This is a genomic window from Cryptosporangium aurantiacum, assembly GCF_900143005.1.
Lineage (GTDB): Bacteria > Actinomycetota > Actinomycetes > Mycobacteriales > Cryptosporangiaceae > Cryptosporangium > Cryptosporangium aurantiacum.
Genome location: NZ_FRCS01000003.1, coordinates 530,788 through 554,667 on the forward strand (window position 1 = coordinate 530,788; position 23,880 = coordinate 554,667).

At 73.0% G+C, this 23,880-nt stretch carries 21 protein-coding genes and 1 pseudogene; 8 read left to right on the forward strand and 14 right to left on the reverse strand.

Annotated features, from left to right (window positions below):
- Positions 1-55 precede the first annotated feature (55 nt).
- Positions 56-1,711, forward strand: coding sequence for an APC family permease (locus BUB75_RS13360; protein WP_073256610.1), 1,656 nt, complete (start codon positions 56-58; stop codon positions 1,709-1,711).
- Here the strand turns inward: BUB75_RS13360 and BUB75_RS13365 are convergent.
- Genes BUB75_RS13365 through BUB75_RS13375 form a run of 3 tightly spaced genes read right to left on the reverse strand, consistent with a single transcriptional unit; the run spans position 1,697 to position 5,150 of the window.
- Complete coding sequence (locus tag BUB75_RS13365; protein ID WP_073256613.1) at positions 1,697-2,776, reverse strand: Gfo/Idh/MocA family protein; 1,080 nt, start codon at positions 2,774-2,776, stop codon at positions 1,697-1,699. The two genes, BUB75_RS13360 and BUB75_RS13365, sit on opposite strands and share 15 nt — an antisense overlap.
- Positions 2,773-3,933, reverse strand: a complete 1,161-nt coding sequence (locus BUB75_RS13370) for a thiolase family protein (protein WP_073256616.1) — start codon at positions 3,931-3,933, stop codon at positions 2,773-2,775. The genes BUB75_RS13365 and BUB75_RS13370 overlap by 4 nt, the downstream gene beginning before the upstream one ends.
- Positions 3,930-5,150, reverse strand: coding sequence for a Zn-ribbon domain-containing OB-fold protein (locus tag BUB75_RS13375; protein ID WP_073256619.1), 1,221 nt, complete (start codon positions 5,148-5,150; stop codon positions 3,930-3,932). Before BUB75_RS13375 ends, BUB75_RS13370 begins: the two co-directional genes overlap by 4 nt.
- 185 nt (positions 5,151-5,335) lie before the next feature.
- Here BUB75_RS13375 and BUB75_RS48485 point away from each other — a divergent pair.
- From BUB75_RS48485 to BUB75_RS13400, 5 genes and pseudogenes are all read left to right on the forward strand, one after another.
- Positions 5,336-6,148 (forward strand): annotated as a pseudogene (locus BUB75_RS48485) (enoyl-CoA hydratase/isomerase family protein).
- Positions 6,145-7,311 carry an acyl-CoA dehydrogenase family protein gene (locus tag BUB75_RS13385; protein ID WP_073256622.1) on the forward strand — a complete coding sequence of 389 codons (1,167 nt, stop codon included), beginning with the start codon at positions 6,145-6,147 and terminating at the stop codon, positions 7,309-7,311. The pseudogene BUB75_RS48485 and the gene BUB75_RS13385 overlap by 4 nt, the downstream one beginning before the upstream one ends.
- Positions 7,308-8,255, forward strand: a complete 948-nt coding sequence (locus BUB75_RS13390) for an acyl-CoA dehydrogenase family protein (protein WP_073256625.1) — start codon at positions 7,308-7,310, stop codon at positions 8,253-8,255. Before BUB75_RS13385 ends, BUB75_RS13390 begins: the two co-directional genes overlap by 4 nt.
- On the forward strand, positions 8,252-9,520 hold the full coding sequence (locus BUB75_RS13395; RefSeq protein WP_073256628.1) for an acyl-CoA dehydrogenase family protein: 1,269 nt from the start codon (positions 8,252-8,254) through the stop codon (positions 9,518-9,520). Before BUB75_RS13390 ends, BUB75_RS13395 begins: the two co-directional genes overlap by 4 nt.
- Complete coding sequence (locus tag BUB75_RS13400) at positions 9,517-10,638, forward strand: acyl-CoA dehydrogenase family protein (protein ID WP_073256631.1); 1,122 nt, start codon at positions 9,517-9,519, stop codon at positions 10,636-10,638. The genes BUB75_RS13395 and BUB75_RS13400 overlap by 4 nt, the downstream gene beginning before the upstream one ends.
- 9 nt (positions 10,639-10,647) lie before the next feature.
- Here the strand turns inward: BUB75_RS13400 and BUB75_RS13405 are convergent, their stop codons facing one another.
- From BUB75_RS13405 to BUB75_RS13445, 9 genes are read right to left on the reverse strand one after another with little or no spacing between them, the layout of a single operon-like run.
- A complete protein-coding gene (locus BUB75_RS13405; protein ID WP_073256634.1) occupies positions 10,648-11,778 on the reverse strand; it encodes an acetyl-CoA hydrolase/transferase C-terminal domain-containing protein in 1,131 nt (376 codons plus the stop codon).
- On the reverse strand, positions 11,775-12,896 hold the full coding sequence (locus BUB75_RS13410) for an acyl-CoA dehydrogenase family protein (protein WP_073256636.1): 1,122 nt from the start codon (positions 12,894-12,896) through the stop codon (positions 11,775-11,777). The genes BUB75_RS13405 and BUB75_RS13410 overlap by 4 nt, the downstream gene beginning before the upstream one ends.
- Positions 12,893-14,041: a thiolase family protein gene (locus BUB75_RS13415; RefSeq protein WP_073256639.1), complete on the reverse strand. Its 1,149-nt coding sequence runs from the start codon at positions 14,039-14,041 to the stop codon at positions 12,893-12,895. The genes BUB75_RS13410 and BUB75_RS13415 overlap by 4 nt, the downstream gene beginning before the upstream one ends.
- Positions 14,028-14,477, reverse strand: coding sequence for a Zn-ribbon domain-containing OB-fold protein (locus BUB75_RS13420; protein ID WP_073256642.1), 450 nt, complete (start codon positions 14,475-14,477; stop codon positions 14,028-14,030). The genes BUB75_RS13415 and BUB75_RS13420 overlap by 14 nt, the downstream gene beginning before the upstream one ends.
- A complete protein-coding gene (locus tag BUB75_RS13425) occupies positions 14,477-15,595 on the reverse strand; it encodes an acyl-CoA dehydrogenase family protein (protein ID WP_073256645.1) in 1,119 nt (372 codons plus the stop codon). The genes BUB75_RS13420 and BUB75_RS13425 overlap by 1 nt, the downstream gene beginning before the upstream one ends.
- Positions 15,592-16,494 (reverse strand): VOC family protein, encoded by a 903-nt coding sequence (locus BUB75_RS13430; protein ID WP_073256648.1) that lies wholly within the window; start codon positions 16,492-16,494, stop codon positions 15,592-15,594. Before BUB75_RS13430 ends, BUB75_RS13425 begins: the two co-directional genes overlap by 4 nt.
- A complete protein-coding gene (locus tag BUB75_RS13435) occupies positions 16,491-17,354 on the reverse strand; it encodes an SDR family oxidoreductase (RefSeq protein WP_073256651.1) in 864 nt (287 codons plus the stop codon). The genes BUB75_RS13430 and BUB75_RS13435 overlap by 4 nt, the downstream gene beginning before the upstream one ends.
- Positions 17,351-18,421, reverse strand: coding sequence for an acyl-CoA dehydrogenase family protein (locus BUB75_RS13440; protein WP_073256654.1), 1,071 nt, complete (start codon positions 18,419-18,421; stop codon positions 17,351-17,353). The genes BUB75_RS13435 and BUB75_RS13440 overlap by 4 nt, the downstream gene beginning before the upstream one ends.
- Positions 18,418-19,578 carry an acyl-CoA dehydrogenase family protein gene (locus BUB75_RS13445; protein ID WP_084740973.1) on the reverse strand — a complete coding sequence of 387 codons (1,161 nt, stop codon included), beginning with the start codon at positions 19,576-19,578 and terminating at the stop codon, positions 18,418-18,420. The genes BUB75_RS13440 and BUB75_RS13445 overlap by 4 nt, the downstream gene beginning before the upstream one ends.
- A 185-nt stretch (positions 19,579-19,763) precedes the next feature.
- Here BUB75_RS13445 and BUB75_RS13450 point away from each other — a divergent pair, with 185 nt between their 5' ends.
- Both BUB75_RS13450 and BUB75_RS13455 read left to right on the forward strand, forming a co-directional pair.
- The gene (locus BUB75_RS13450; RefSeq protein ID WP_073256657.1) at positions 19,764-20,978 is read left to right on the forward strand and encodes a CaiB/BaiF CoA transferase family protein; all 1,215 of its coding nucleotides are present in this window, start codon (positions 19,764-19,766) and stop codon (positions 20,976-20,978) included.
- A 107-nt stretch (positions 20,979-21,085) separates the two neighbouring features.
- On the forward strand, positions 21,086-21,772 hold the full coding sequence (locus BUB75_RS13455) for a TetR/AcrR family transcriptional regulator (protein WP_218617482.1): 687 nt from the start codon (positions 21,086-21,088) through the stop codon (positions 21,770-21,772).
- Between the two features lie 38 nt (positions 21,773-21,810).
- On the opposite strand, the gene BUB75_RS13460 is transcribed toward BUB75_RS13455, so the two are convergent.
- Both BUB75_RS13460 and BUB75_RS13465 read right to left on the reverse strand, forming a co-directional pair.
- On the reverse strand, positions 21,811-23,379 hold the full coding sequence (locus BUB75_RS13460) for a class I adenylate-forming enzyme family protein (RefSeq protein ID WP_073256660.1): 1,569 nt from the start codon (positions 23,377-23,379) through the stop codon (positions 21,811-21,813).
- 27 nt (positions 23,380-23,406) lie between these two features.
- Positions 23,407-23,877 carry a MaoC family dehydratase gene (locus tag BUB75_RS13465; protein WP_073256663.1) on the reverse strand — a complete coding sequence of 157 codons (471 nt, stop codon included), beginning with the start codon at positions 23,875-23,877 and terminating at the stop codon, positions 23,407-23,409.
- Positions 23,878-23,880 lie beyond the last annotated feature (3 nt).

Consider the following 23,880-nt stretch of genomic DNA (forward strand, 5'->3'; position numbering starts at 1 on the left):
CGCTCGCCGCCGCCCGTCGCCGCGACCCGTCTTTCCGACTCTGGGAGTACCGCTCATGCGCGACGACGCGCCTGACCGCATCACCGGCTCCGGATCCCCCGGCTGGGGCAACGCGCCCGCCACGGCGGCACCCCCACCGTGGGCTCCGGCACAGCGGGTCCCGGCCGGTGGGGCGCGGGGCCGGGTCGACGCTCTGCCGCCGGCCTACCCCACGGCACCCAGCACCGGCGCGATCGGCCGGCCGCGCCGGCGCCCCCGGGCCAAACCGGTCGGCATACCGGAGCTGGTGCTGATCACGACGATGACGCATGCGCCGCTGGTGATGCTGTGGAGCGTCATGCCCACGACCTACCAGTTCAGTGGTGTCGTGGCGACGCCCCTCGTCTTCGGCCTCGGCGGCGGGGTGCTGCTGGTCTTCGCGATCGCCTACGGCGGCCTGGCCCGGCGGATCCGGCACAGCGGTGGTCTCTACGCGTTCGTGACCCACGGGCTCGGGCCGACGATCGGCCTCGGAGTCGCGGTGCTGGCCGTCCTGTCCTACAGCGTTCTTCTCGGCGGCGTCCTCGTCCTGCTCGCCGGAGTGCTCACCTCGTTCGTCGAGGGTCTGTTCGACGTCCACATCTCACTGCAGGTCAGCCTGGTGATCGCGGTCGCGGCGGTGGTCGGCCTCGGCCGGCTCCAGCTGCGGACGCTGAGCCGGGTGTACCTCGGTCTGGCGGCCAGCCAGGCGATCGCCGTCCTCTGGATCGACTTCGGCGCGGTCACGACACCCGACCAGGGCCGGATCTCCTACGACGCGATCGATCCGGCCTGGCTCCTGGGCGGGTCGGTCAGCCTGGCTCTGTGTTTCGCGTTGACGTCGTTCATGGGCTCGGAGACCGGCGCCACGTACGCCGACGAGGTGACCGACCCCCAGCGCACGGTGCCCAGGGCCACGATCGTCTCCTACGCGGTCGCGGCGGTCGTGCTGCTGGTCAGCGGATGGGCGATCAGCGTGGCGACCGGACCGGAGAACGCGGTGTCGATCGCGCAGGGCAGCTACGAGTCCCAGACCGGAGGCAACGGCCAACCGCTGGTCCTCGTGGTGGTCGGCCGCCTCGTCGGCCCCGAGCACGTGATCACCGTGGTGCACCTGTTCACCGCGGCGCTGGTCCTCGGCGCCCTGGGCGCGTCGGCGTCGATCCACCACAGTGTCGCCCGGCAGATCGCCGGTCTCGCCCGGGACGGTGTCCTCCCGGCTTCGCTGGGCACCCGCCGTCACGGTGGTACCCCGGTGCGAGCCGGATGGCTCGCACCGCTCATCGCCGGCCCGCTGGCGCTGGTCGCGGTGTCGGTCGACAACACCGCGGTGGCGCTGGTGGTCGGAGTTCTGGGCGGCCTGGGCATCGTCGCCGTGCTCACGCTGACGTCGCTCGCCGCGGTCGTGTACTTCCTGCGCGGCGCGGAGGAAGACGACACCGGCTTCCTCGGGTGGGAGGGCCACCTGGTCGCGGGGGCCTTCGCGATGGTCGTGACCGGCTTCGTCTTCGTCTACGCGCTCATCCGGCTGCCGAGCGTCCTGGCGGACGTAGCCCCGGCGGTCGGCTGGCTGTTCCCGGTGAGTCTCGGCGGTGCCTTCGTCGGCGGGGTGGTCTGGGCGCTGGTCCTGCGAACCACCCGCCCCGAGGTGCTGGCACGCGTCGGCCGCTCCGAACCGTCAGCGCCGGAGTGAGACCCAGCCGGCACCCTCGGCGGAGCGCCGGGCGGCGTCGGTGACGGCGATCGCTCGCGCTCCGTCCGCGAACGTGGGGACGTCGGTCGGCTGACCGTCGAACGCCGGCAGCCAGTCGGCGAGCATCAGCGCCGTCGCCCGGATCGCCGACCCGGCCAGGCCACCCGGCAACTCCGCGTCGCCGGGCGGGCGCCGGTCGGACAGCGGCAGCGGCGCGAGCCCCGGATCCTCGGCGCGGGCGGCCCGCAGCTCCGCCCCACGGATCGTGCCCGACCCGACGATCGTGCCGTTACTGCCGAACAGCTCCAGCCCGACGTGGTCGGCGTGCGCACCCATCACCGAGACGCTCAGCACGGCCAGCGCTCCGGAGGCCAGCCGCAGCAGCAGCGCCGCGGTGTCGTCCGCGGTCACGGCGAGGGTGCCGCCGTCCGGGAGCTCCCGGCGCGGCACCGTCGTCCGGACCTCGGCGCAGACGGCGACCGGATCACCGAGCAGTGTGCAGATCAGGTCGAGGTCGTGCACCAGGATCCCGGACAGGTAGCCGCCGCCCTGGTCGCGGTCGTACATCCAGGTCGCCTGGAGCGGGTGGCTCGGATGCCAGTACGACGCGCTCCGGTTGACCTGCGCGTAGTACGGCGTCCCGAGATAACCGCCGCGGACGGCGTCCCACAGGGCCAGCCGGTCCGGTAGCCATCGGCTCTCGAAGCAGCAGGCTGCCGGGCGGTCGCTCGCGGCGGCCGCCCGGACCAGTTCGTCCGCACCGGCGGCGTCGAGTGCCAGCGGTTTCTCGCAGAGCACGGCCTTGCCGGCGGCCAGCGCGGCGAGCGTGATCTCCCGGTGCGATCCGGTCGGCGTCGCGACCGAGATCAGGTCCAGGTCGTTCCGCTCCACGAACGACCGCCAGTCGGTCGAGACGTCGCTGACCCCCAGCTTCCCGGCCGCCTTCGCCAGCCGCTCGGGCGTGCGGGCGCAGAGCCCGACCAATTCGTAGCCCGGCACCGCCTGGAACGCCGGCGCCTGCACGCGGGCGCCCCAGCCGACGCCGACGATCCCAACCCGGATCATCCGCGGTCCACCGAGAGCACGGTGACCGCGGAGACGGCGGTCGGGCCACCGACGTTGTGCGCCAGGGCGTTCCGGGCGCCGTCCACCTGGTTGTGCGACTCACCGCGGAGCTGCTCGAACAACTCCACGCACTGAGCCACACCGGTCGCGCCCGGCGGATGCCCCTTCGCCTTCAGCCCGCCGCTGGGGTTGACCGGCTTGGCGCCGCCAACGCTCGTCACGCCGTCCTCCACCAGCCGATACGCACCGAGTCGGGGCGCGAAGCCGAGGTCCTCGTACGAGATCATCTCCACGCCGGTGAAGCAGTCGTGCACCTCGGCCACGTCGATGTCGTCCGGCCCGAGCCCCGCCATCGTGTACGCGGCCCGCGCGGCCTTCACCGTCGGCGGGAACGTCGTCATGTCGGTCTTGTGCTGGTGCATCACCCGGTCGAGGCCGAGCCCGACGCCCCGTACCCAGACCGGCCGATCGGTGTACCGGTCGACGACGTCCTCGGCGACGAGCAGCAGCGCGGCGGCCCCGTCGCTCTGCGGCGTGCAGTCGTACAGGCCGAACGGTGCGACGACCATCGGCGCGGCCAGCGCCTGCTCGACCGTGATCTCGAAGCGCAGCTGCGCCTTCGGGTTGCTCACGGCGTGCCGGTGGTTCTTCACGGCCACCATCGCCATGTGCTCCCGGGTGGCCGGCGACTCGTGGAGGTAGCGGGCGACGTGCAGCGCGAAGTTCGCCGGTGCGACCAGGCCCAGCGGGTAGTCCCAGGCCATGTCGCGGGTCAACGCCGCCCACTCCCAGAACGTGCTGCGGGCCGAGGACTCGCGCACCTTGTCGGCACCGACCACCAGGGCGACGTCCACCACGCCCGAGCCGACCGCGTACGTCGCGTTGCGGACCGCGTCGTTGCCGGTCGCGCACGCGTTCTCCACCCGGGTCACCGGAATGTCGAGCAGGCCGCACGAGTCGGCCAGGATGCCGGACGGAAACCCGTCGGTGGTGGTCAGCTCCCCGAACCAGGCGGCCTGGATATCGGCCCGGTCCAGTCCCTTCTCGACGCTGTCGGCCATCTCGGTGACCGCCATCGGCACCAGGTCCTTCAGCCCGAGCCCGAAGTGCTCGCCGAAGGCCGTCATGCCGGCTCCCACGACCGCGACCCGCCTCATCGCCCACCCTCCGTCGCGGGCGAACCCGCCGTCGTTACCCAGCCGTCAACCTCGTCCGGACGCTCGGGCAGCAGCGCGTACCCGTAGTCGGGGATTCCGGTCCGAACCGCCATCCGGCGGAAGACCAACCGGCCGCGGTCCCCGATCCCCGCGGTCCCGGCCCGCACGCCGGTCACCGGTACCAGCGCCCGCACGCCGACGTCGTCGAGCTCGACGATCACCAGCGAGTACGGCGTCGCGATCCCGGGCACGGGGACGTGGACGGTCACCGCGGTGTAGACCTCACCGGTACGCGGCAACGGCACGGCCGCCCAGCGCCCCTCGGCGCCGCACCCCAGGCAGCGGTACCGGGGCGGAAACGCGAGCGTTCCGCAGGCGGCGCAGGCCGCCGCCTCCCACCGGAGCTTCGGGGTGAACGCCCGCTCGTAGGCGGCGAGCGGCAGTGCGATCTCGGGCCCCGGCGTCTCCCGCTGAACGTCCATCGGCGCCGCGGACCGTTCGTCCCGGCGGACCACCGCAGGCAGGCCGTCCACGGTCACGGCGGCGGCACTCGCCTGTTCCACCGCGAGCACGAGGCCGGCCCCGGTCAGTGCCGCCAGCGCGAACAACGCGGCGCTCGCTCCGGTCGTGGGCAACGCCGGTGGACGGCCCTCAGCCAGCGCGGAGGCCTGCCGCGCCGCCAGCCCGGCCACGACCGCGGGCTTGGACGGCAGCGCTAGACGATCCACGGCCACGCCGGCCCCGCGATCCCGCTCCAGCCGGGGATCGTCGTAGTCGCGGGTCACACCGTCGCGGCCCCGCGCGCGAACCGGAAGGCTGCGGGTCACGCGTGCCACCGGCTCCACCTCCGGGCCGACCGTGTCCACCAGGACCGCCGCCGCACCAGCCGGCGCGAGGTCCGCCGCGATGACCAGCGTGCCCGGCGCGGCGCCCGCCACGGCGTCCAGTGCGGCAGGCGCACCTCCGACCTGCTCCACGACCGGCACGTCGGAGGGAAGTCCCAGCCCGGCGAGAAGCGCCGCCCCGTTGCCCCCGTCGAGCAGCGGCAGGTCCCGGCTGACGAGGACGACCCGGCCGACCGTCTCCGACCGACCGCTCAGCGCGGCCCTGCCTGCGGCGACACCCATCGTGACCACGTCTTCGTCCCGGCCCGCGACCCGAACCGTGTGACTCCCCCACGGCGGGAGGTAGGTCCCGACCGCGCTCAACTGCCCCATTCGGCGCTCCTTCGCTGGCGGGGAAGACCGGATGCGGCCCGACGTTAGGAGAACTTGACAGTTTCGTCAAAGACTTGTGGGATGAAGGGCGATCGGGAGCCAGCTGCTCTCATCCGAGCTGCTTATTCGAGCACCTAGACCGTGATGACGGTTTTATCGACAGCGGCCGACACGAGGAGAGGTTCATGGGCGATCCGTTCGGGCCGGAGCTGCTGGTCGAGTCCCGGGGCGCCGTCCGCGTAGTGACGCTCAACCGGCCGGAGGCGTTGAACGCGACCAACGAGGCACTACACACGGCGCTCATCGAGGTCTGGCACCACCTCGCGGCCGACCCCGAGGCCAGGGCGGTGGTCCTCACCGGCGCCGGCCGCGCGTTCAGCGCGGGCGGCGACCTGCAGCACTTCGTCGACCTCTGGGACGACCGCGCCGCCCGCCGGCGGGAGATCGACGACGCCGGGCGGCTCGTCGCCGAGATGCTCGACTTCCCGTTGCCGATCGTCGCGGCGGTCAACGGCCCGGCCGTCGGACTCGGGTGCAGCCTCGCCTGCTGCAGCGACATCGTCCTGATCGCCGAGAGTGCCTACATCGCCGACCCGCACGTCGGGGTCGGGCTGACCGCGGCGGACGGCGGCGCACCGGCGTGGCCGCTGCTGATGGGCATGCTGCGCGCCAAGGAGTACCTGTTGACCGGGGAGCGGATCCCGGCCGATTAGGCGGTCGCGCTCGGCCTGGCCAACCGGGTCGTTCCGGACGGGGAGGCGCTGGAGGCGGCTGTCACGCTGGCGACGAAGCTCGCGGCGCTGCCCCCACAGGCGGTGCAGAGCACCAAGCGGGCGCTGAACCTGCACCTGAAGCGGGCGGTCGCCGGGGTGATCGAGTACGCGCTCGCCGAGGAGTTCCAGTCGTTCGACACCCCGGAGCACCGCGCCCTGGTGACCGCGTTTCTGGAGAACGCCCGGGCGCGGGCCGCGTCCCGTACTCCGGGCACCCGGGCATGACCGCGGGCCTGATCGAGGCCGACAACCTCCTGGCGTACTCCGCGGGCGTGCGGGAGTATCTGGCGTCCACACCGGATCTCGACCGCTGGCGCGGCCTCCACCACGGCACCACCGAGGATCGGATCACCTCCCACGCGCGGCTGATCGGCGAGCTGTACCGCGCCGGGTGGAACCGGTACGGATGGCCGGTCGACGCGGGTGGGCTGGGCGGCGACGAGCGGCATCGCGCCGTTCTGTACGACGCGCTGTCCGCCGCCGGGCTCCCGGTACCGGAGCCGTACCTGATGCTGGAGACGCTCGGGCCGCCGCTGCTGCGGTTCGCGCCCGCGCTCGCAGCCGAGGTGGTGCCGGCCTACCTGCGCGGCGAGGAGTGGTGGGGGCAGGGGTTCTCCGAGCCCGACGCCGGTAGCGACCTGGCCGGTCTGCGCACCCGGGCCACGCGGGACGGGGACGTCTACCGGGTCGAAGGGCAGAAGATCTGGACGTCGCACGGTGCGACCGCCCGGCGGCTGGTCTGCCTGGTCCGCACCGGCACCCCGGCCGAACGGCATCGCGGGCTGACGATGCTCATGGTCGACACGGACGCGCCCGGCGTCTCCGTCCGGCCGATCGGGCTGGCCAGCGGCCGCAACGAGCTGGCAGAGATCTTTCTCGACGACGTCCAGGTCCCGACGAACCGGCTGATCGGCGCGGAGGGCCAGGGCTGGGCGGTGGCGATGTACCTGCTCCAGTTCGAGCGCGCGATGTTCGCGTGGCTGTCGGCCGCGGTGGCGCTGCGCCGCCTCCGGGAACTCCGCGCACAAGCGACGCAGTCCCCGCTGCCGGACGGTGCGACGAGCCGGTTCGGGGCCTGCTACGCGGACCTGATCGCGCTGCGATCCCGGAGCGCGGCCACCGTCCGGCGCCTCGCGGCCGGTGAGCCGGTCGGCCCGGAGGCGAGCGTCGACAAGATTCTCCTCGGACAGCTGGAGACCGACCTGCACGACCTGGCGCGGGACATCCCGGGAACCGGATTCCTGCTGCGGCCCGATCCCGACGCCGACACCTGGCGGGCGGACTGGTGGTACAGCCGCGCCGCCACGATCATGGGCGGCTCCGCCGAGGTGCAGCGGACGATCCTCGCCGACCACGTACTCGGCCTCCCCCGCGAGCGCACCGCATGAGCACCGGCCTCGACCGGGACACCGCGGAGCAGCTCACCGCCTCCCTGCACGCGGTCTTCACCGCTGCCCCCGAGCACCCCGAGACGGCGCTGACCGACCTGGGCTGGGACGACGTCCGCGCCGCCGATCCGGTCGCCGCGACCCGGCTGCTGTTCACCGCGCACGGTCGTGCGTTGGCGACGTCCCGGCTGCTCGACGGCGTCGTACTCGACGAGATTCCGCCGGTGTCGGCGGCACGTCGGGCTGTCCTCTACCCGTATCCGGACGGCGGCGGACTCCCGGGCCGGCGGGGCGTCCTCCTCGGACCTCTGGACGGGATCGACGAGGTGGTCGTCCTGACGGAGTACGCGGCTCCGGTGCGCCTTCCGGCCGACGCGGTGGCTCGCGCCGCCGCCCCCGCCTCCGGGTTCGACCGCACGTCGCGCTGGCTCGTCGTCGACGAAGTGCCCTGGCCGGACACGACTCCACCGGCCGGGCCACCGCCGGACCGGGCGATCGCGGCCGCGCGCCGCGCGCTCGCCGCCGAGCTGATCGGGGTCACCGACTCCGCGCTGTCCCTCGCCGTGGAGCACACCACGAGCCGCACGCAGTTCGGACGGCCGATCGGTTCCTTCCAGGCGGTCCGGCACCGCCTCGCGGAGGCCTACGTCGCCCTGGAGGCCGCGCGGTCAACGCTGGACGCCGCCGAGGCGGACGGGACGCCCTGGTCCGCGGCGCTCGCCAAGCGGGCGGCCGGGCTGGCCCAGGCAGGGACGCTCCGCACGGCGGTCCAGGTGTGCGGGGCCATGGGTGTGGCCGGCGAAGGACCCGTCCACGCGTACGTCGCGCGGGGCGCCGCACTCGACGCGCTGCTCGGCGGCCACCGGTCGCTGACCGCATCTCTCGGTGCTGCTCTGCTCTCCGGCGCGGAACTGCACCCCGTGGTGACGATGGAGGACGCGTGAGCGAGGACCTGGGCACGTTCGCCGACGAGGTCCGGGTGTTCCTGGACGCCAACGCCGAGCGGCGGCCACCGGCCACGACGGTCGACTGGGGAGTCGGCGAGGACCGGATCGCGTACTTCAGCACGGATCCGCCGGACGTCGACGCGGCGAAGGTCGCCGCGGCGCGGGCCTGGCAGCGGCGCCGCTACGAGGCGGGTTTCGGCTGGATCAGCGGGCCGACCGAGCACGGCGGCCGCGGACTCTCGACGCTGCACGACCTGGTCTACGACGGCATCGAAGCCGACTACGACGTGCCGGACACCGGCGTGCTCGCCGTGATCGGGCTCGGCATGATCGGGCCGACGATCCTCGCGCACGCCGAACCGCACATCAAACAGCGCTACCTCCCGGCGATGTACTCCGGCGACGTGATCGCCTGCCAGCTGTTCAGCGAACCGGGCGCCGGGTCCGACCTGGCCAGCCTGACCACCCGCGCGGTCCGCGACGGTGACGAGTGGGTCCTCACCGGGCAGAAGGTCTGGACGTCGATCGCCCAGCACGCCGGAATCGGCATGGCGCTCTGCCGGACGAATCCGGACGCCCCCAAGCACCGTGGAATCACCGCCTTCCTGGTGGACATGGCCGCTCCCGGCGTCGAGGTCCGGCCGCTACGCCAGATGACCGGCGGCGCCGACTTCAACGAGGTCTTCCTGACCGACGTCCGGGTGCCCGACGACCACCGGCTCGGCCCGGTCGACGGCGGCTGGCGCACCGCGCTCACGACGCTGATGAACGAGCGCGCCACCGTCGGCGGAGAAGGTGTCGGACCGGCGGCCCGAGCCGTCTCGCTGCCGTTCCTCACCGCGCTGCTGGAGCAGAACGGACGCCGCGGCGATCCGGCGGTCCGACGCGAACTCGCGCGGCTCTACGCCGACCAAGCCGCGACGGAGGCCCTCAACCGCCAGGCGATCGGGCGGGCGCAAGCCGGTGTACAGCCCGGCCCGGAGGCGTCGGTCTCGAAGCTGCTGTACGCGCAGAACCTCACCCGGGGCGCACGCCTGGCGGCCGAGGTGCTCGGGCCGAAGCTGATCGCCGACACCGGCGCCTGGGGCGCGTACTCCTGGACCGAGCTGCTGCTGTCCACACCGGCGCTGCGGATTCTCGGCGGAACCGAGGAGATCATGAAGAACATCCTGGCCGAGCGCGTGCTCGGGCTGCCGAAGGAGCCGGGCATCGACAGTACGACGCCGTTCCGCGAGCTGCGCCGCTCGGGAGGGGCCCGATGACCGCGCTGTCCACCGATCGCGTCCGCACGAGCGCCGCCGAGCGCGACGAACTCCGCGCCGCCGTCCGGAGCTACCTGGCCGAACGCAGCGACGAGCAGGTCGTGCGCCGGACCATCGACGCCGGTGTCTACGACCCGGCCGTCTGGTCCGGGCTCGCCACCGAGCTGGGCGTCGTCTCGCTGGCGTTACCGGCCGCCTACGGCGGCGACGGCTACAGCTTCGCCGAGCTCCACGTCGTGTTCGAGGAGCTCGGCAGGGCACTGACGCCGAGCCCGTTCCTCGCCACGGTCGTCCTCGCCGCGTCGGCGCTGCTGGCCTCCGAGGACGACGTCGCCTGCGCGGAGCACCTGCCGGCGATCGCGGCGGGTACCCGCACCGCGACGCTCGCGGTGAGCGAGAACTGGAGTCCGGACGGCATCGGGGTAGCGGCGGCGGACAGCAGCGGCTGGACGCTGACCGGCGCGCACGGCCTGGTGCTCGACGGCGCCACCGCCGACCTCCTGCTGGTCGTGGCCACGACGCCGGACGGTCCCTCGCTGTTCGCCGTTCCGGCGACCGCTCCGGGCCTGACCCGCACGCCGCTCGCCGTGCTGGACGGGACGCGTCCGCTGGCCCGCGTGGAGTTCGCACACGTCCCGGCGCGGCTGGTCGGCTCCGTCGGCGGCGCTACCGACGTCGTGGACCGGGTAGTCGACCTGGCCACCACCGCGCTGGCGGCCGAGCAGGTCGGCGGCGCCCGCGCCTGCCTCGAGGCCAGTGCGTCCTACGCCCGCGAGCGGGTGCAGTTCGGCCGGGCGATCGGGTCGTTCCAGGCGGTGAAGCACAAGTGCGCCGACATGTTCACCCGGGTCCAGCTGGCCGATGCCGCCGCGACCGAGGCAGCGAACGTCGCCGCCGATGGCGCCGCCGCGCTCCGGACGGCCGCGGCGGTCGCCCACATCGTCTGCTCCGAGGCCTATCTGTTCGCCGCCGCGGAGAACATCCAGGTGCACGGCGGAATCGGGTTCACCTGGGAGCACCCGGCGCACCTGTACTACCGGCGCGCCACGGCATCCCAGTTGCTGTTCGGCGGCCCCGGGGTCTACTACGAGCGGCTGCTCCGGGCCACCGGGGTCTGAGCGGCCTACCTACCGCAGGGCGGCGATTGCGGCGGCACGCTCGACCCGGTCGAGACCGCGCAGGTCCGCGACGCCGTCCTCGGTGACCACCACGTCGACGTCGTGCCCCTGCGTGCTCACCGGGCCCGAGAGCGCGGACACGAACGCACTACGCCGGGACACCGCCACGATGCTGAGCCCGCCGACGGAGCGGGTGGCGGCGGCCGCGTAGTCCGGGTGGCCCCCGATGCCACCGATCGCGGCGCCGGGCACCGCTTCGACGTTGACCTGACCCTGGGCGTCGAGCTCGAGGGCGGTGTTGACCGCGACGAACGGATCACCGGACGACAGCCGACCGAGGTCGTGGGTGTGCTCAATGCGGTGCAGCAACGGCTTGCCATCGGCCCACTCGAACAGCTCCGCGCCGCCAGCGAGGTAGGTCGCGATCGGCGGTGCGAGGAGCAGCCCGCGCCGGTCGAGACCGACCACGGCGTCGGGCAGCAGACCGGACTCGACCCGGACGGGCGTGCGGACGGCGTCCAGCACGGCGAGGCCCAGCGCTCCCGGGCCGACCTGGAGCCGGGCGCCGGGCGGCAGCAGCCCGGCCACGCGTTCGGCGATCGCGCGGTGCTCGGGGCCGGGCGACGCCGTCGCGAGCGTCAGCGGCGGGTCCGAGGACTCCCCCACCAGCACCAGACGGTCGGACGGCAGCGGCGGTCCGGCGTCCGCACGGGGGAACGGCGGCGCCACCACTCCGGCGACCAGTGCCCCGGCGTCCACCGCCGCCGGCTGCCAGGACACCTCGCTCCGGAAGCCGTACCCGCCGTCGGACCGCGGTACGACGGTCGCGAGCAGCACGTCCGGCCGGAGCGGCCCGGCCAGTAGTGCGGGTACCGCCGAGAGCCGTGCCGGGACCGCGTGCACCAGCCCTGCCTCGATCGGACGCCGCAACCCCCACCCCGACATCACCGTCCGCACGTCGGCGAACGCGGTCAGATCCAGCTCCGGGTCGGCGACCGGCACCCAGCCGAGCAGCAACCGGATGTCGCCGACTTCCCGGGCCGCCACCGAGAGCTCCCGGGACGCCGAGCGTGGCGCGCCCAGGCCGTCTCCGATCGCGACCCGCATGCCTGGCCGCAGCAGGCGCCCCAACCTCGTCATGGCCGGTAAGGGTCGCGCGGAAGCCCGAGGATCCGTTCGGCCACGATGTTGCGCTGGATCTCGCTGGTCCCGCCGAGGATCGTCTGCGCGTGCCCGACCAGCATCCGGTGGACGAGCGGCTCCTCGTCCTCCGACCACAGCGCGTCCAGCCCGAGCGCCTCGATCCCGGCGTCGCCGATGTCCCGCTGGGTCTCCGAGCTGAGCAGCTTGAGCACCGAGAACGCGGGGGCGCCCGGCTCGGCGCCCTCGGCGATCGCGCGCTCCCAGGTGGCGCGCAGCAACCACACCCGGATCCAGAGATCGGTGACCCGGTCGCGCAGGTGCTCGTCGAACCGGCCCCGCACGGCGGCCGCGTCGACCAGGTCGTCCAGTGCCCGGAACATCGAGACCGCGTTGGCCCCCAGCGACAGACGTTCCCGCCCGAGCGTGGCCGTAGCGACCGCCCAGCCGCCGCCCTCGACGCCGACCAGCGCCTCCGCAGGCAGCGCCACACCGGTGAGGAACACCTCGTTGAACTTGCTCTCGCCGTCCATCTGGAGCAGCGGACGGACGATCACGCCCGGCGCGGTCATGGGCACCACGAACACCGACAGACCCGCGTAGCCCGGACCGCCGGTGCGAGCCAGTAGCAGCCCGTACTCCGCGTCCGCGCCGCCGCTCGTCCAGACCTTCTGCCCGTCGACCACCCAGCCGTCGTCCACGCGCACGGCCCGCGTGCGCACGGCGGCGAGATCGGACCCGGCGTCCGGTTCGCTGAACAGCTGACACCAGAGGTCGTCGCCGGTCCGGATCGGGGGCAGATACCGCTCCTGCTGCGCGGCCGTCCCGTAGGTCATCAGCACCGGGCCGACGAGGTCGGGGCCGACGATGTTCAACTGCCGGGGGACGCCGGCCCGCGCCGTCTCCTCGGCGAACGCCGCTTGCTCGGCCACCGTGGCATCCCGGCCACCCCAGCGGGCCGGCCAGTGCAGGCAGGCGTACCCGGCGTCGGCGAGGATCCGCTGCCAGGCCCGTCCGGCGGGAACGTCGTCGACCGTGGGGGTCGGCCCGTAGTCGTGCAGGCCGTCCGGGCGCGGCGTGGTCGCCAGCCACGCCCGGACGTCGTCCCGGAAACTCATGTGGACAGGATCGTGACAGCGGCAGTGCCCGGTGCGCCGTAGAGCTGGGCGTACCCGACCCGGGCGCCCGGCACCTGCCGGTCGCCGGCACGTCCCCGTAATTGGTTGACCAGCTCGTAGATCTGCCGCAGCCCGGACGCGCCGACCGGTTCGCCGTTGGCCAGCAGGCCGCCGTCGGTGTTGATCGGCAGGCGCCCACCGATCTCGGTCTCGCCGGCCGCCACGAGCGCGACCTGCTCTCCGTCCGCACAGAAGCCGTTCTCGGCCATGTGGATGACCTCGGATCCAGCGTCGGTGTCCTGCAGTTGGATCACGTCGACGTCCTCGGGGCCGAGACCGGCTTGCTCGTACGCCTCCCGCGAGGCATCCACGGTGACGCTGGGCGCGGCCGTGAGCGGCAGGGACGGGGTGAGCAGTTCGAACGCGCCCTCCCGGCGGGAGCGTAGCGTGCTTGCCCGCAGATAGACCGGCTGGGCGGTGTAGCGGTGGGCATCCTCGGCGCGGCACAGGATCGCCGCGGCCGCCCCTTCGTCCGGCCCGCAGTACATGTACTGGGTCAGCGGGTAGTTGAGCACCGGGGAGGCCAGCACCTCCTCCACCGAGATCGGCTTGCGTCGCCACGCGTTCGGGTTCCGCGCGCCGTTGCCGAACGCCTTGGCCGCGACCTGCGCCAGCGTTTCGACCGGGATGCCGTGGTCGTGCAGGTACCGGTTGGCCTTCATGCCGAAGAAGTGGGTGGTGAGGAACAGCCCGGCCTCGCCGTACCAGTCCGGCAGGCCGGAGACCGACGGATGGTCGGAGAACGCGCCACGCGGGTGTTTGTCCAGGCCGATCGCGATCGCGACGTCGGCGTCGCCCAGCCGGATCGCGTTGGCGGCCATCGCCAGCGACGTCGCACCGGTCGCGCAGCCGGTGAACACCGCGCGGCCGGGCACTCCGGTGAGCCCCAGCAGCCCGACGATCGCCTCCGGGTTCTTCACCTCCATGCTGCCCGCGTAGAGGGCCTGGATCGCCGACCACTCGATCCCGGCGTCTCCGAGAGCTTCGACGACCGCGTCCTCGCCCATCTGTAAGGCGGACTTGCCGGGGTAGCGGCCGAACGGGTGCAGCCCGACGCCGATGATCGCGACGTCACTCGGTGCCATCAGATGCCTCCTCGACCGGGGCGAACGCGTAGAGAACGGTCTGGTTGCCGGTGGCATCGGTGCCGAACGGCACGATCCGCAGTTCCATCTCCTGGCCGATCCGCAGCTTGGCCGGGTCCGGCTCGGTCAGCCGGGCCTCCACCCGCAGCGCACCGGGTAGTTCGACGTAACCCACCGCGAACGGCTCGAAGGAGTCCGCGTCGTCGTCTCCGGCGTAGGGCGGGGACGGTGGCCGGAAGCGCTGGGTGGTGAACGTCCACAGCGTTCCCCGGCGCGGGAGTTCGACCTTCTCCAGCTCCTCGCGGACGCCACCGACCAGCTTGTACGGACGGTACGGAAAGACCAGCGTGCCGTCCGAGGCCAGGCCGCCGAGCAGCGCGGGGTCCTCGGAGGGCCAGGTGAAGAGGCCCTCAGCGAGGGGTACCTGGTCAGTCATCAGGAACGTCCTTCCCGGATCGACGCGAGGTCGGCGACGAGCCGACGATGCTGATGGGGGGTGCCGAAGAGGACCGCAGAGCCCCGGGACCGCTTCACGTACAGGTGGGCCGAGTGCTCCCAGGTGTAACCGAGGCCGCCGGCGATCTGGACGAAACCCGACGCGCAGGTGGTGTACGCGTCCGCGCAGACCGCCGCCGCCACCGCGGACACGAGGTGCAGCTCTTCCGTCCCGACCGCGCGGACAGCGGCCCACGCCGCCGAGCGAGCCGTCTCGACCGCGACGAGCATGTCCGCACAGCGGTGCTTGACCGCCTGGAACGATCCGATCGGCCGGGCGAACTGGACCCGGGTCCGCGCGTGCTCGACCGCGAGCTCCAGCACCCGGGCCGCGCCGCCGACCTGTTCGCAGGCGAGTGCCACCCGGCCGTGTGCGAGCGCTAGGCCGACTACGCCGCCGGCGGCGCCGACCGTTCCCACCGGTACCGCGGGGGCTCCCCGGAACTCCAGGTGCGCGAACCGGCGGGTGTGGTCGGACGTGGTGGTCGCGGTCCGCTGCACGCCGGGGTGGGCGGGGTCGACCGCGAACAGCGTCGGCCCGCCGTCGGTCACGGCTACCACCAGGAGCAGGTGGGCGGTCGCTCCGTCGAGGACGTGCGCGGCGACGCCGGTGACCTCCCACTCCGGTCCCGCGCCGGTCGCGGTGAGCGCTTCACCGCCGGTGGTCCACCGCGCCGCCTGCTCGGGCAGCGCGACGGTCGCGGTCCGCTCACCGGACGCCAGCCCCGGCAACCACCGATCGATCGCCGACCGGTCACCGGCAGCCAGGAGCGCGGGTATCGCCAACCCGACGGTCGAGAGATAGGGCACGCAGGCCAGGGCTCGTCCGAGTTCTTCGAAGACCACGCCCTGCTCCACCCAGCCGGCGCCCGCCCCTCCCTGCTCCTCCGGGACGGCGAGGCCGGGAAGTCCCATCCCGGCCAGGCCGGCCAGGAGCTCCGGGTCGAACCCGGTGTCGGTCGCCATCACGGCGCGGACCGTCGCCTCCGGCGACTCCTTCTCCAGTAACCCGCGGACGACGGTTCGCAGCTCGCGCTGCTCCGCGGTGAGCCCGCTCATACCGGCGACGCCGGACGTCGTACCGCGGATCGTGGACGCTCGACGAACTCGACGACCGTCCCGTCCGGGTCAGCCAGGAACAGGACCGTGAAACCGCCGGTCGGCGTGTCCGGCATCGGGATGAACACCGGATCCGGCACCGCACCGCGCGCCGCGAGCAGCGCGTGAGCCGCGGTCACGTCTTCGACGGCGAGCGCGAGTCGATAGAGGCCCTGGGAGTTGGCCGCCCGTGCGGTCCCGGTCGGCGCGGGCCGCTCGGTCAGCTCCAGCGAGAACGTCGGATCCTCCGGCAGCACCAGCGCCGCGGTGGCGCGGGCCCGCGCCCGGACCTCGAAGCCGACGCCCCGATACCACCGGATCGTGCGTTCCAGGTCGGCGCAGGCGAGGCGGGTGTACGCGAGGGCGGCGCCGTCCGTGTCACTGGTTCCCCCGGCGGGGATCGCCACGACCTCGACGGGAACGCCGTCCGGGTCGACGAGGCGCACGGCCGACCGGGCGACGCCCTGTACCCGCACCGGCGCGATCTCCTCGGCGGTGTGGCCGAGGGCTTGCAGGCGGGCCACGGTGGCCGGGAGCGCGTCGACGCGGAACCCGAGCGCGACGAACCCCCGCTCGACCGGGCCGGCCATCGCCGTGGCCGGCCGTTCCCAGCCGACCAGCTCCAGCGCCGGGGCAGCCCGCGGTCCGCGGTGGTCGTAGAGGAAGACGGTCGTGCTGGCGGTGTCGGTGCCGAGCCCCATCGGTGTGGCGTCGGTGCTGGTGCTCACCGAGCGCATCCGGGCCAGCAGGCCGAGGGCCTCGGTGTAGAAGGCCTCGGCTGCCGGTAGGTCGACGGTGTTGAGGTTGCAGTGCAGCGCGGCGTGCGCCAGCACCGCCCGCGTATCGGTCAGAACGCTCACGGGGCGACCTTCGCTGTCCCGGTTGCCGCAGCGGGCAGGAAGAAGCTCGGTTGCAACGCGCGCTCGTCCGGACCCAGGAGGTACCGGGACAGGTCCACGCCCTCGGCACGGAGTACGTCCTCGTCGGTGACCAGCTGTCCGGTGTATCGCCGCGGATCGCGGCGGACGATCGCCAGAGCCGCGTCGGCCATCACGTCGACCCGGCGGGCCCGCAGACTCGCTGTCTCCTCGCCGAGGATCGCCCGGATGCCCTCGGTGGCCACGGCCGTGCTCGGCCAGAGCGAGTTCGCCGCGATACCGGCGTCGGCCAGCTCCGCCGCGAGGCCGAGCGTCATCAGGCTCACCGCGTATTTCGAGGCGGTGTAAGCCAGGTGCGCGCCGGTCCACCGCGGGTCGAGCGTGAGCGGCGGTGAGATCGACAGGATGTGCGCGGCCGGGGACTTCTCCAGATGCGGGAGGGCCGCCCGGCTGACCAGGAAGCTGCCGCGGGCGTTGACCGCGTGCAGTAGGTCGTAGCGCCGCATCGTGATCCGCCGGGTCGGTGTGGTGTCGAACGCGGCGGCGTTGTTCACCACCAGATCGAGGCCGCCGAATGTCGTCACGGTCTGCTCCACCGCCCGTTCGACGTCCGCGTCGGAGCGGAGGTCACCGGCCACCGCGAGCGCCCGACCGCCTGCCGTGCGGATCTCCGTCGCGACGGTGTGGACGGTGCCGGCGATCCGGGGCTTCGGCTCGGAGGTCGTGGCCAGGATCGTCACCGCCGCGCCCTCCGCGGCGAAGCGGCGGGCGATCGCCGCGCCGATGCCCCGGCTGGCGCCGGTGACCAGGGCGGTGCGGCCGGCCAGCGCACCGTCGGTCACAGCTGCGCTCCCGTCGTGGTCAGTGCCCAGAGCGCGACGTCGTCCTCGCCCCGCAAGGTCGCACTGCCGAGACGCCGCTCCCAGTGGCGCTGGCTTCCGTCCTCGTCCCGCCACGCCCACAACCGGCGGGTGACGAGGTGGAGGGGGTGCTCCTGAGTGATGCCGATCGCGCCGTGCAGCTGGTGGGCGATCTCCGCGACGACGCCTGCGGCCCGGGCCGTCACCGCGCGGGCCGCCGCAGCGGTCGCCGAGCGGGCCGCGACGCTGGGGCCGTCCGCGGTCGCGATCGCCGAAGCGACCGCGGCCAGTGCCAGGTCCCGTTCGAGGAGGGCATCGGCGGTCCGGTGCGCCACGGACTGGAAGGCTCGCAGCGGCCGGCCGAACTGGTGCCGGACGGCGACGTGTTCGGTGAGCAGCATGCACGCCCGCTCGAGCGCACCGCCGATCGCGGCCGCCCGCAATATCGCGCCACGGTCGGCCACGGCACGAAGGAGGTCGGCCGGCCCGAGCATCAGGTCGGTCACCGACACGCGGTCGAACGACAGGCGACCGCGCGGTGCTCCGGCGAGGTCCGCGCCGCCCGCCACCGACGCACGCACCCGGTCGGCGTCCAGCAGCGTCACCGCGGTCCACGGCGCGGCGTCCACCTCGACCGTGGCGACCACGAGCAACGGTGCGCCCGGCAGCCAGGAGACGGCCGGCACCGCACCGGAGAGTTCCCAGCCGTGTGACGCCGGGCGGACGGTGAGCCGGCCGCGACCGGCTACCGCCATCGCTACGCCGTCCCGGACGACGTCGATCGGACGGCCGAGTCGCGCCAGCGTCCACCCGGCGAGGCCGGTGCGGACAAGGGGCAGCGCGCACGCGTGACGTCCCACACCGGCGGCGATCTCGGCGCCGTCGGCGAGGTCACCGCCGGAGCCGCCGGCCGATTCGGGGACCCCCACGAACGGCCAGCCGAGTCCGCTGACGGTCGTCCAGAGCGTCTCCGGCGGCGTGCCGCTGCCGAAATGCGGTGCGAGGACGTCGTCCACCACCTGTCGTACCTCGGCGCGGTAGGGAGTCATCGGGTACCTCCGGTGGATTCGGCGCGGCCGAGCACGGTCCGGAGCACGTCGGACGCTCCGCCGCGGACTGAGCCGGCGGGGACCGCGGTGACGGCGTCGACCAGCAGGGCGGCGGCCGTCGCGTCCTCGAGCCCACCGGTCACGTCGAGCACGTACCGGCCCTCCTCGACGACGTCCTTCTCGAACTGCGCACCGAGGACCTTGAGAGCCGCGGCCTCCCGGGTGGGGGCCGCACCGACGTCGATCGCCGCGGCCAGCGCGGTGGACAGCGCACGGAGCCCGGCCAGCCGGCCGGTCAACGCTCCGAGCCGCTCGACGGCGGCCCGGTCGGGGTGCCTGCGGACGGCGTCGACGAGTGCGGCCAGCAGCGGATAGGTGCTCAGATACCGCTCCGGGCCGCCGCGTTCGAACGCGAGCTGCTCGGTCACCTGTTTCCATCCGGCGCCGACCGTTCCCAGCACCCGATGCTCGGGCACGAATACCTCGTCGAGGAACACCTCGTTGAAGTGGTGTTCGCCGACGAGGTCCAGGATCGGCCGGACGGTGATCCCCGGCGTGTCCATGTCGACCAGGAACTCGGTCAGCCCCTCGTGGCGGGGGTCGGCCGGTCCGGTCCGGGCCAGCACGTACGCGTGAGTGGCCAGGTGAGCCGAGGTGGTCCAGGTCTTGGCGCCGCTGATCGACCACCCACCCGGCGCGGGCACCGCGCGGGTGCGGACCGCCGCGAGATCGGAACCGGCCTCGGTCTCGCTGAGGCCGAGGCAGACGAGGACCTCACCGCGGCAGATCGCCGGCAGGAACTCCCGCCGCAATCGCTCGGTGCCGTGGCGGAGGATCACCGGACCGATCTGCCGGTCGGCGGTCCAGTGCGCCCCGACCGGGGCACCGGCCCGGAGCAGTTCCTCGGTCACCGCGAGCCGGGCCACGTTTGAACGCCCGCCACCGCCGTACTCCTGCGGCCACGTCATTCCGATCCAGCCCTGAGCGGCCACCGCGGCCGTGAAGCCCGAATCGACGCCGCGCATCCAGTTGTCGCAGCGCGGCGTGAACGAGGCCGCGCTCAGGAACGCACGGACCTCTCGCCGGAGTGCGGCCAGATCGTCGTCACGGACGTCAGATCGTCGCCGACCGGATGGGTGGGCTACTGCAGAGTGCATACCTCTCCGATCGACTTGACGAAACTGTCAGAACGTTAGCCAGCAGCATCGTATGGAGTCAACCGCCCGCTCGGACCGCCCGGTCGACACTATTGTCAAGTTCAAGGCCCATCCCTAGGCTGAACCGCCAATCGACCGGAGCAACCCGTCGGTTCAGACGTCGGTCGCAGAGAGGCGGAGACGGCATGAAGCAGACGATCCTGGAGGGCGTGCGGGTTATCGAACTCGCCGCCTGGACGTTCGTTCCCTCGGCGGGCGCGGTACTCGCCGACTGGGGCGCGGACGTGATCAAGATCGAGCACCCGGTGACCGGCGACCCCCAGCGTGGCCTGATCAGCTCCGGGATGGTCACCGGCGCCGACGGCGTCAACCACTTCATCGAGCAGCCCAACCGGGGCAAGCGGAGCCTCGGGCTGGACATCGGTTCCGAGCCGGGGCGCGAGGTGCTCTACAAGCTCGCCGCGCAGTCCGACGTGTTCATCACGAACCTCTTACCGGGCTCGCGCGAGCGGTCCGGTGTGGACGTCAACGATATCCGCGCCCACAACCCGGACATCATCTACGCCCGCGGGCATGGGTACGGCGCCCGCGGCGCGCAGGCCGACCGCGGCGGTTTCGACCTGGCCGCGTACTGGGCGCGCGGTGGCCTCGGCGACTCGTTCATCGCGCGTGAGGGCGGCTATCCGCCGATCCAGCGACCGGCGTTCGGCGACGTCTACGCCGGCTTCGCGATCGCCGGCGGCATCGCGGCCGCCCTCTACCGGCGGCAGCGCACCGGTGAGACCTCGATCGTCGACGTGTCGCTGCTCGGCGCGGCGGTCTGGCAGCTCGCCCCGGACATCGTCGGGGCCGGCATCACCGGCGCGGCGATCCCGAAGTACGACCTGGCCGAGATGCCCAATCCCCTGGCCAGCATCTACCGGACCAGCGACGACCGGTACCTCGCGCTGGTCGTGCTGCAGGCCGACCGGTTCTGGGCAGACGTCTGCCAGCGGCTCGGCCGTGCGGACCTCATCGACGACGAGCGCTTCGCCGACGCGCGGGTCCGGTTCGCGAACCGGGGGGCCTGCGTCGCCGAGCTGCGAGCGACGTTCGGCGCGCAGCCGCTCGCGCACTGGGAGAAGGCTCTCGCCGACTTCGAGGGCGTCTGGGACGTGTTCCGGACGGCACCGGAGCTCCACGACGATCCGCAGGTGGTCGCGAACGGGTACCTGCCGCAGGTGACGAACGGGAACGGTGCGACGTTCGCACTGGCGGCCAATCCGGTCCAGTTCGACGAGCAGTCTCCGACGCTGACGCCCGCACCGGAACACGGGCAGCACACCGAGGAGATCCTGCTGGAGCTCGGGTACGACTGGGAGCAGATCGCCGCGATGAAGGCGGCGAACGCCACCACGTGAGCCCGTTAACTTGACATAGTCGTCAATCCGGCGTCGAATAAGAATCTCGCTCGCCGTCGCCGCCGGGAGAGGAACACTGCCTGCACAGGCGGTCCAGGTCAGCCGCCGTGGAGGGCACCATCGACGCGCAACTGTCCGACGACATCCCGGGAACCGCCGCCGAGGAGACTGCCCTCGGCGGCGGCGTCCTCACGGCCGACGACGCGGCGCTCGGCGAACGAGCCGCCCGGACCCGCACCGCGATCCTCGAGGCGACCCGCAAGCTTTTCCTCGACAAGGGTTACGCCGGGACCCGGATCAACAACATCACCGACGCGTGCGGCATCTCCCGCGCCGGGTTCTACACGTACTTCCGGGACAAGCGGGAGGTGTTCACCGTCCTCGGCGAGCAGACCTTCCGCGACATCCTGCTCGTGGTCGGTGAGCTGGAGCGGCTCCCGCAGCCGTGCGGCGTCGCGGAGGTGTCAGCCTGGGTCCGGCAGTACTTCGATTTCATGGACGTCCACGGCGCGTTCATCTTCTCCTCGGCGCAGTCAGCTCCCGACGACGAGGAGTTCCGGAACAGCACGGCCCGCCTGCAGATGCGCGTCGCCTGGATGATCGGGATGAGCCTGCGCGGCCGGCAGGTCGTGCCCACCGACGCCCCGGAGGCACTCGGGCTGACCGTCAACGCGATGCTCGACCGTGCGTGGTACTTCTGCCGGGGCCAGAGGCTGCCGGTGGACGAGAACGACATGGTGCGGACGCTGGCGACCACGATCCTCGGCACGCTGACCAGCACAACGACCGACTGAGACGGTACGGCCCCGGACGGGGGCCGTACCGCTCGGCGTCAGACCGGGCCGGACGTGGCGTAGCGGCGGCGGAGCTCGGACTTGGCAACCTTGGCCAGGCCGGTACGCGGCAACGCGTCGACGACCTCGAGCTGCTCGGGCAGCTTCTGCTTCATCAGCCCCGCGTCCAGCAGCCAGGCGTTGAGCGTCGCCAGGTCGGGGTCGGGGTGGCCCGCGGGCGGGGCGACCACCGCGCAGACGCGTTCGCCGCGCACGGCGTCGGGCACGCCGATCACCGCGACCTCGGCTACGGCCGGGTGGGAGGCGAGCAGCTGCTCGATCTCCTGCGGGGCGATGTTCTCGGCGTTGCGGATGATCAGGTCCTTGACCCGGCCGACGACTTCGATCGGCCCGTCCGGGTGGAATCGTCCGAGGTCGCCGGTCCGGAACCACCCGTCGTCGGTGAACGCGGCCGCGGTCTCCGCCGGGTCGGTGTAGCCGCGGCAGACCCCGGCACCGCTGACCTGCACCTCACCGATCTGTCCCGGCGCGACCGGCGTTCCGTCGGCGTCGACCAGCCGGACGGTGTTGCCCGGCAGCACCCGGCCGTCGGTCGCGGCCAGCACGTCCGGTGGATCGCTGGGCCGGGCGACGGCGATCATCGGTACCTCGGTCATCCCGTAGTCGTGCGCGAGCACTGCGTCCAACACGTCCCGGACCTCGCCGAAGAGCGCCGGGGAGCACGGCGCGCCGCCGCCCTTGAGCGTCCGCAGGGTCGGCAGCACCGGCTCTCCCGGATTCGCCCGCGCCACCGCGACCAGCGCGCTGTAGAACGGCGGCGCGCCCCCGGTGGTGGTGACGCCGTACCGCCGGAACAGCGGGACCGCCTCGGCCGGGACGAACGCCTCCAGGAGCAGCGCCGGGAACCCACCGGCGAGCATCGCGATCAGGTACTCGACGCCGCCGACGTGCGCGACCGGGAAGCCGATCGCGGCCACCTCACCGTCGGTCCGCCCGAGTTCCCCGTGGCCGGCGAACCCGAGCCCGGTCGAGAGCAGGGTCGCGTCGGTGTGCTGGGCGCCCTTCGGCGCGCCGGTCGACCCGGAGGTGAAGTAGATCCAGGCCACCTGATCCGGATCCGCCGGCTGCGCCGCCAGGCCGACCGGCGCTGCTTCCGGCGCACTGGCGTCGATCACCACCGTCCGGGGTGACGGGCCTCCGGCCGCGGCGACGCGTGCCGCCAGCTCGACGTAGTCCGTTCCCCGCCAGATCCCCGGGACGAGGAACACCTCGGCGCCACTCCCCGCCAGTGCCGCCGACACCTCGCGCTCCCGGTACAGCGGAATGATCGGTGCCTGGACCGCGCCGAGGCGACGGAGCGCGGCCATCACCAGCAGCGTGCTGGTCCGGGTCGGCAGTTGCCAGGCCACCCGGGTGCCCGGCCCGATGCCCTCGGCGGACAGCGCGGCTGCGACCCGTCGTGATCGGTCCGCGAACTGCGCGCAGGTCACGGTCGTGCCGTCGGCCTCGATCAGCAGCGGGGCGTCCGGAGTGGCGTCGGCCCGGGCGTCGATCAGATCGGCGAACGTGGACGCGGTCAGCAACCAGGGAGCGTTGTCGGCAATCATCGTCGACCTCCAGGGAACGACGCGGTCTCAGCCGGCGTCGGCGGGGAAGTAGTACCGGCTGACCAGGTCGGCGACGCAGGCCGGTTTGCGTTCGCCGTCGACCTCGATCACCGTGTGCAGCACCAGCTGCACCGTGGTCGCGTCGACCCGTTCGAGCTCGGTCATCGTGCAGCGGGCCCGGACCCGGCTGCCGACGCGTACCGGCGCCGGAAACCGGACCCGGTTGAGCCCGTAGTTGACGCCCATTCGCGCACCCTCGATCCGGCGCAGCCGTGCGGCGAAGTACGGGATCAGGGAGACGGTGAGGAAGCCGTGCGCGACGGTTGCGCCGAATGGGCCGGCGGCGCCCCGCTCCGGGTCGACGTGGATCCACTGGTGGTCCTCGGTGACGTCGGCGAACCCGTCCACTCGGGGCTGCTCTACCGGGAACCAGTCGGTCGGGCCGAGTTCCCGGCCGAGCGCCTTCTCCAGCTCGGCGATGCTCCGGAAGATCTCCACGCT

Bases quoted from the DNA above. Each gene is read 5' to 3' on its own strand.
- BUB75_RS13410 (WP_073256636.1), bottom strand. From the start codon at position 12,896: ATGAGTTTCCGGGACGACGTCCGGGCGTGGCTGGCGACCACGCCGCGC.
- BUB75_RS13400 (WP_073256631.1), top strand. From the start codon at position 9,517: ATGACCGCGCTGTCCACCGATCGCGTCCGCACGAGCGCCGCCGAGCGC.
- BUB75_RS13390 (WP_073256625.1), top strand. From the start codon at position 7,308: ATGAGCACCGGCCTCGACCGGGACACCGCGGAGCAGCTCACCGCCTCC.
- BUB75_RS13385 (WP_073256622.1), top strand. From the start codon at position 6,145: ATGACCGCGGGCCTGATCGAGGCCGACAACCTCCTGGCGTACTCCGCG.
- BUB75_RS13445 (WP_084740973.1), bottom strand. From the start codon at position 19,578: ATGCACTCTGCAGTAGCCCACCCATCCGGTCGGCGACGATCTGACGTC.
- BUB75_RS13440 (WP_073256654.1), bottom strand. From the start codon at position 18,421: ATGACTCCCTACCGCGCCGAGGTACGACAGGTGGTGGACGACGTCCTC.
- BUB75_RS13375 (WP_073256619.1), bottom strand. From the start codon at position 5,150: ATGGGGCAGTTGAGCGCGGTCGGGACCTACCTCCCGCCGTGGGGGAGT.
- BUB75_RS13360 (WP_073256610.1), top strand. From the start codon at position 56: ATGCGCGACGACGCGCCTGACCGCATCACCGGCTCCGGATCCCCCGGC.
- BUB75_RS13420 (WP_073256642.1), bottom strand. From the start codon at position 14,477: ATGACTGACCAGGTACCCCTCGCTGAGGGCCTCTTCACCTGGCCCTCC.
- BUB75_RS13365 (WP_073256613.1), bottom strand. From the start codon at position 2,776: ATGATCCGGGTTGGGATCGTCGGCGTCGGCTGGGGCGCCCGCGTGCAG.
- BUB75_RS13415 (WP_073256639.1), bottom strand. From the start codon at position 14,041: ATGGCACCGAGTGACGTCGCGATCATCGGCGTCGGGCTGCACCCGTTC.
- BUB75_RS13425 (WP_073256645.1), bottom strand. From the start codon at position 15,595: ATGAGCGGGCTCACCGCGGAGCAGCGCGAGCTGCGAACCGTCGTCCGC.
- BUB75_RS13450 (WP_073256657.1), top strand. From the start codon at position 19,764: ATGAAGCAGACGATCCTGGAGGGCGTGCGGGTTATCGAACTCGCCGCC.
- BUB75_RS13370 (WP_073256616.1), bottom strand. From the start codon at position 3,933: ATGAGGCGGGTCGCGGTCGTGGGAGCCGGCATGACGGCCTTCGGCGAG.
- BUB75_RS13405 (WP_073256634.1), bottom strand. From the start codon at position 11,778: ATGACGAGGTTGGGGCGCCTGCTGCGGCCAGGCATGCGGGTCGCGATC.
- BUB75_RS13460 (WP_073256660.1), bottom strand. From the start codon at position 23,379: ATGATTGCCGACAACGCTCCCTGGTTGCTGACCGCGTCCACGTTCGCC.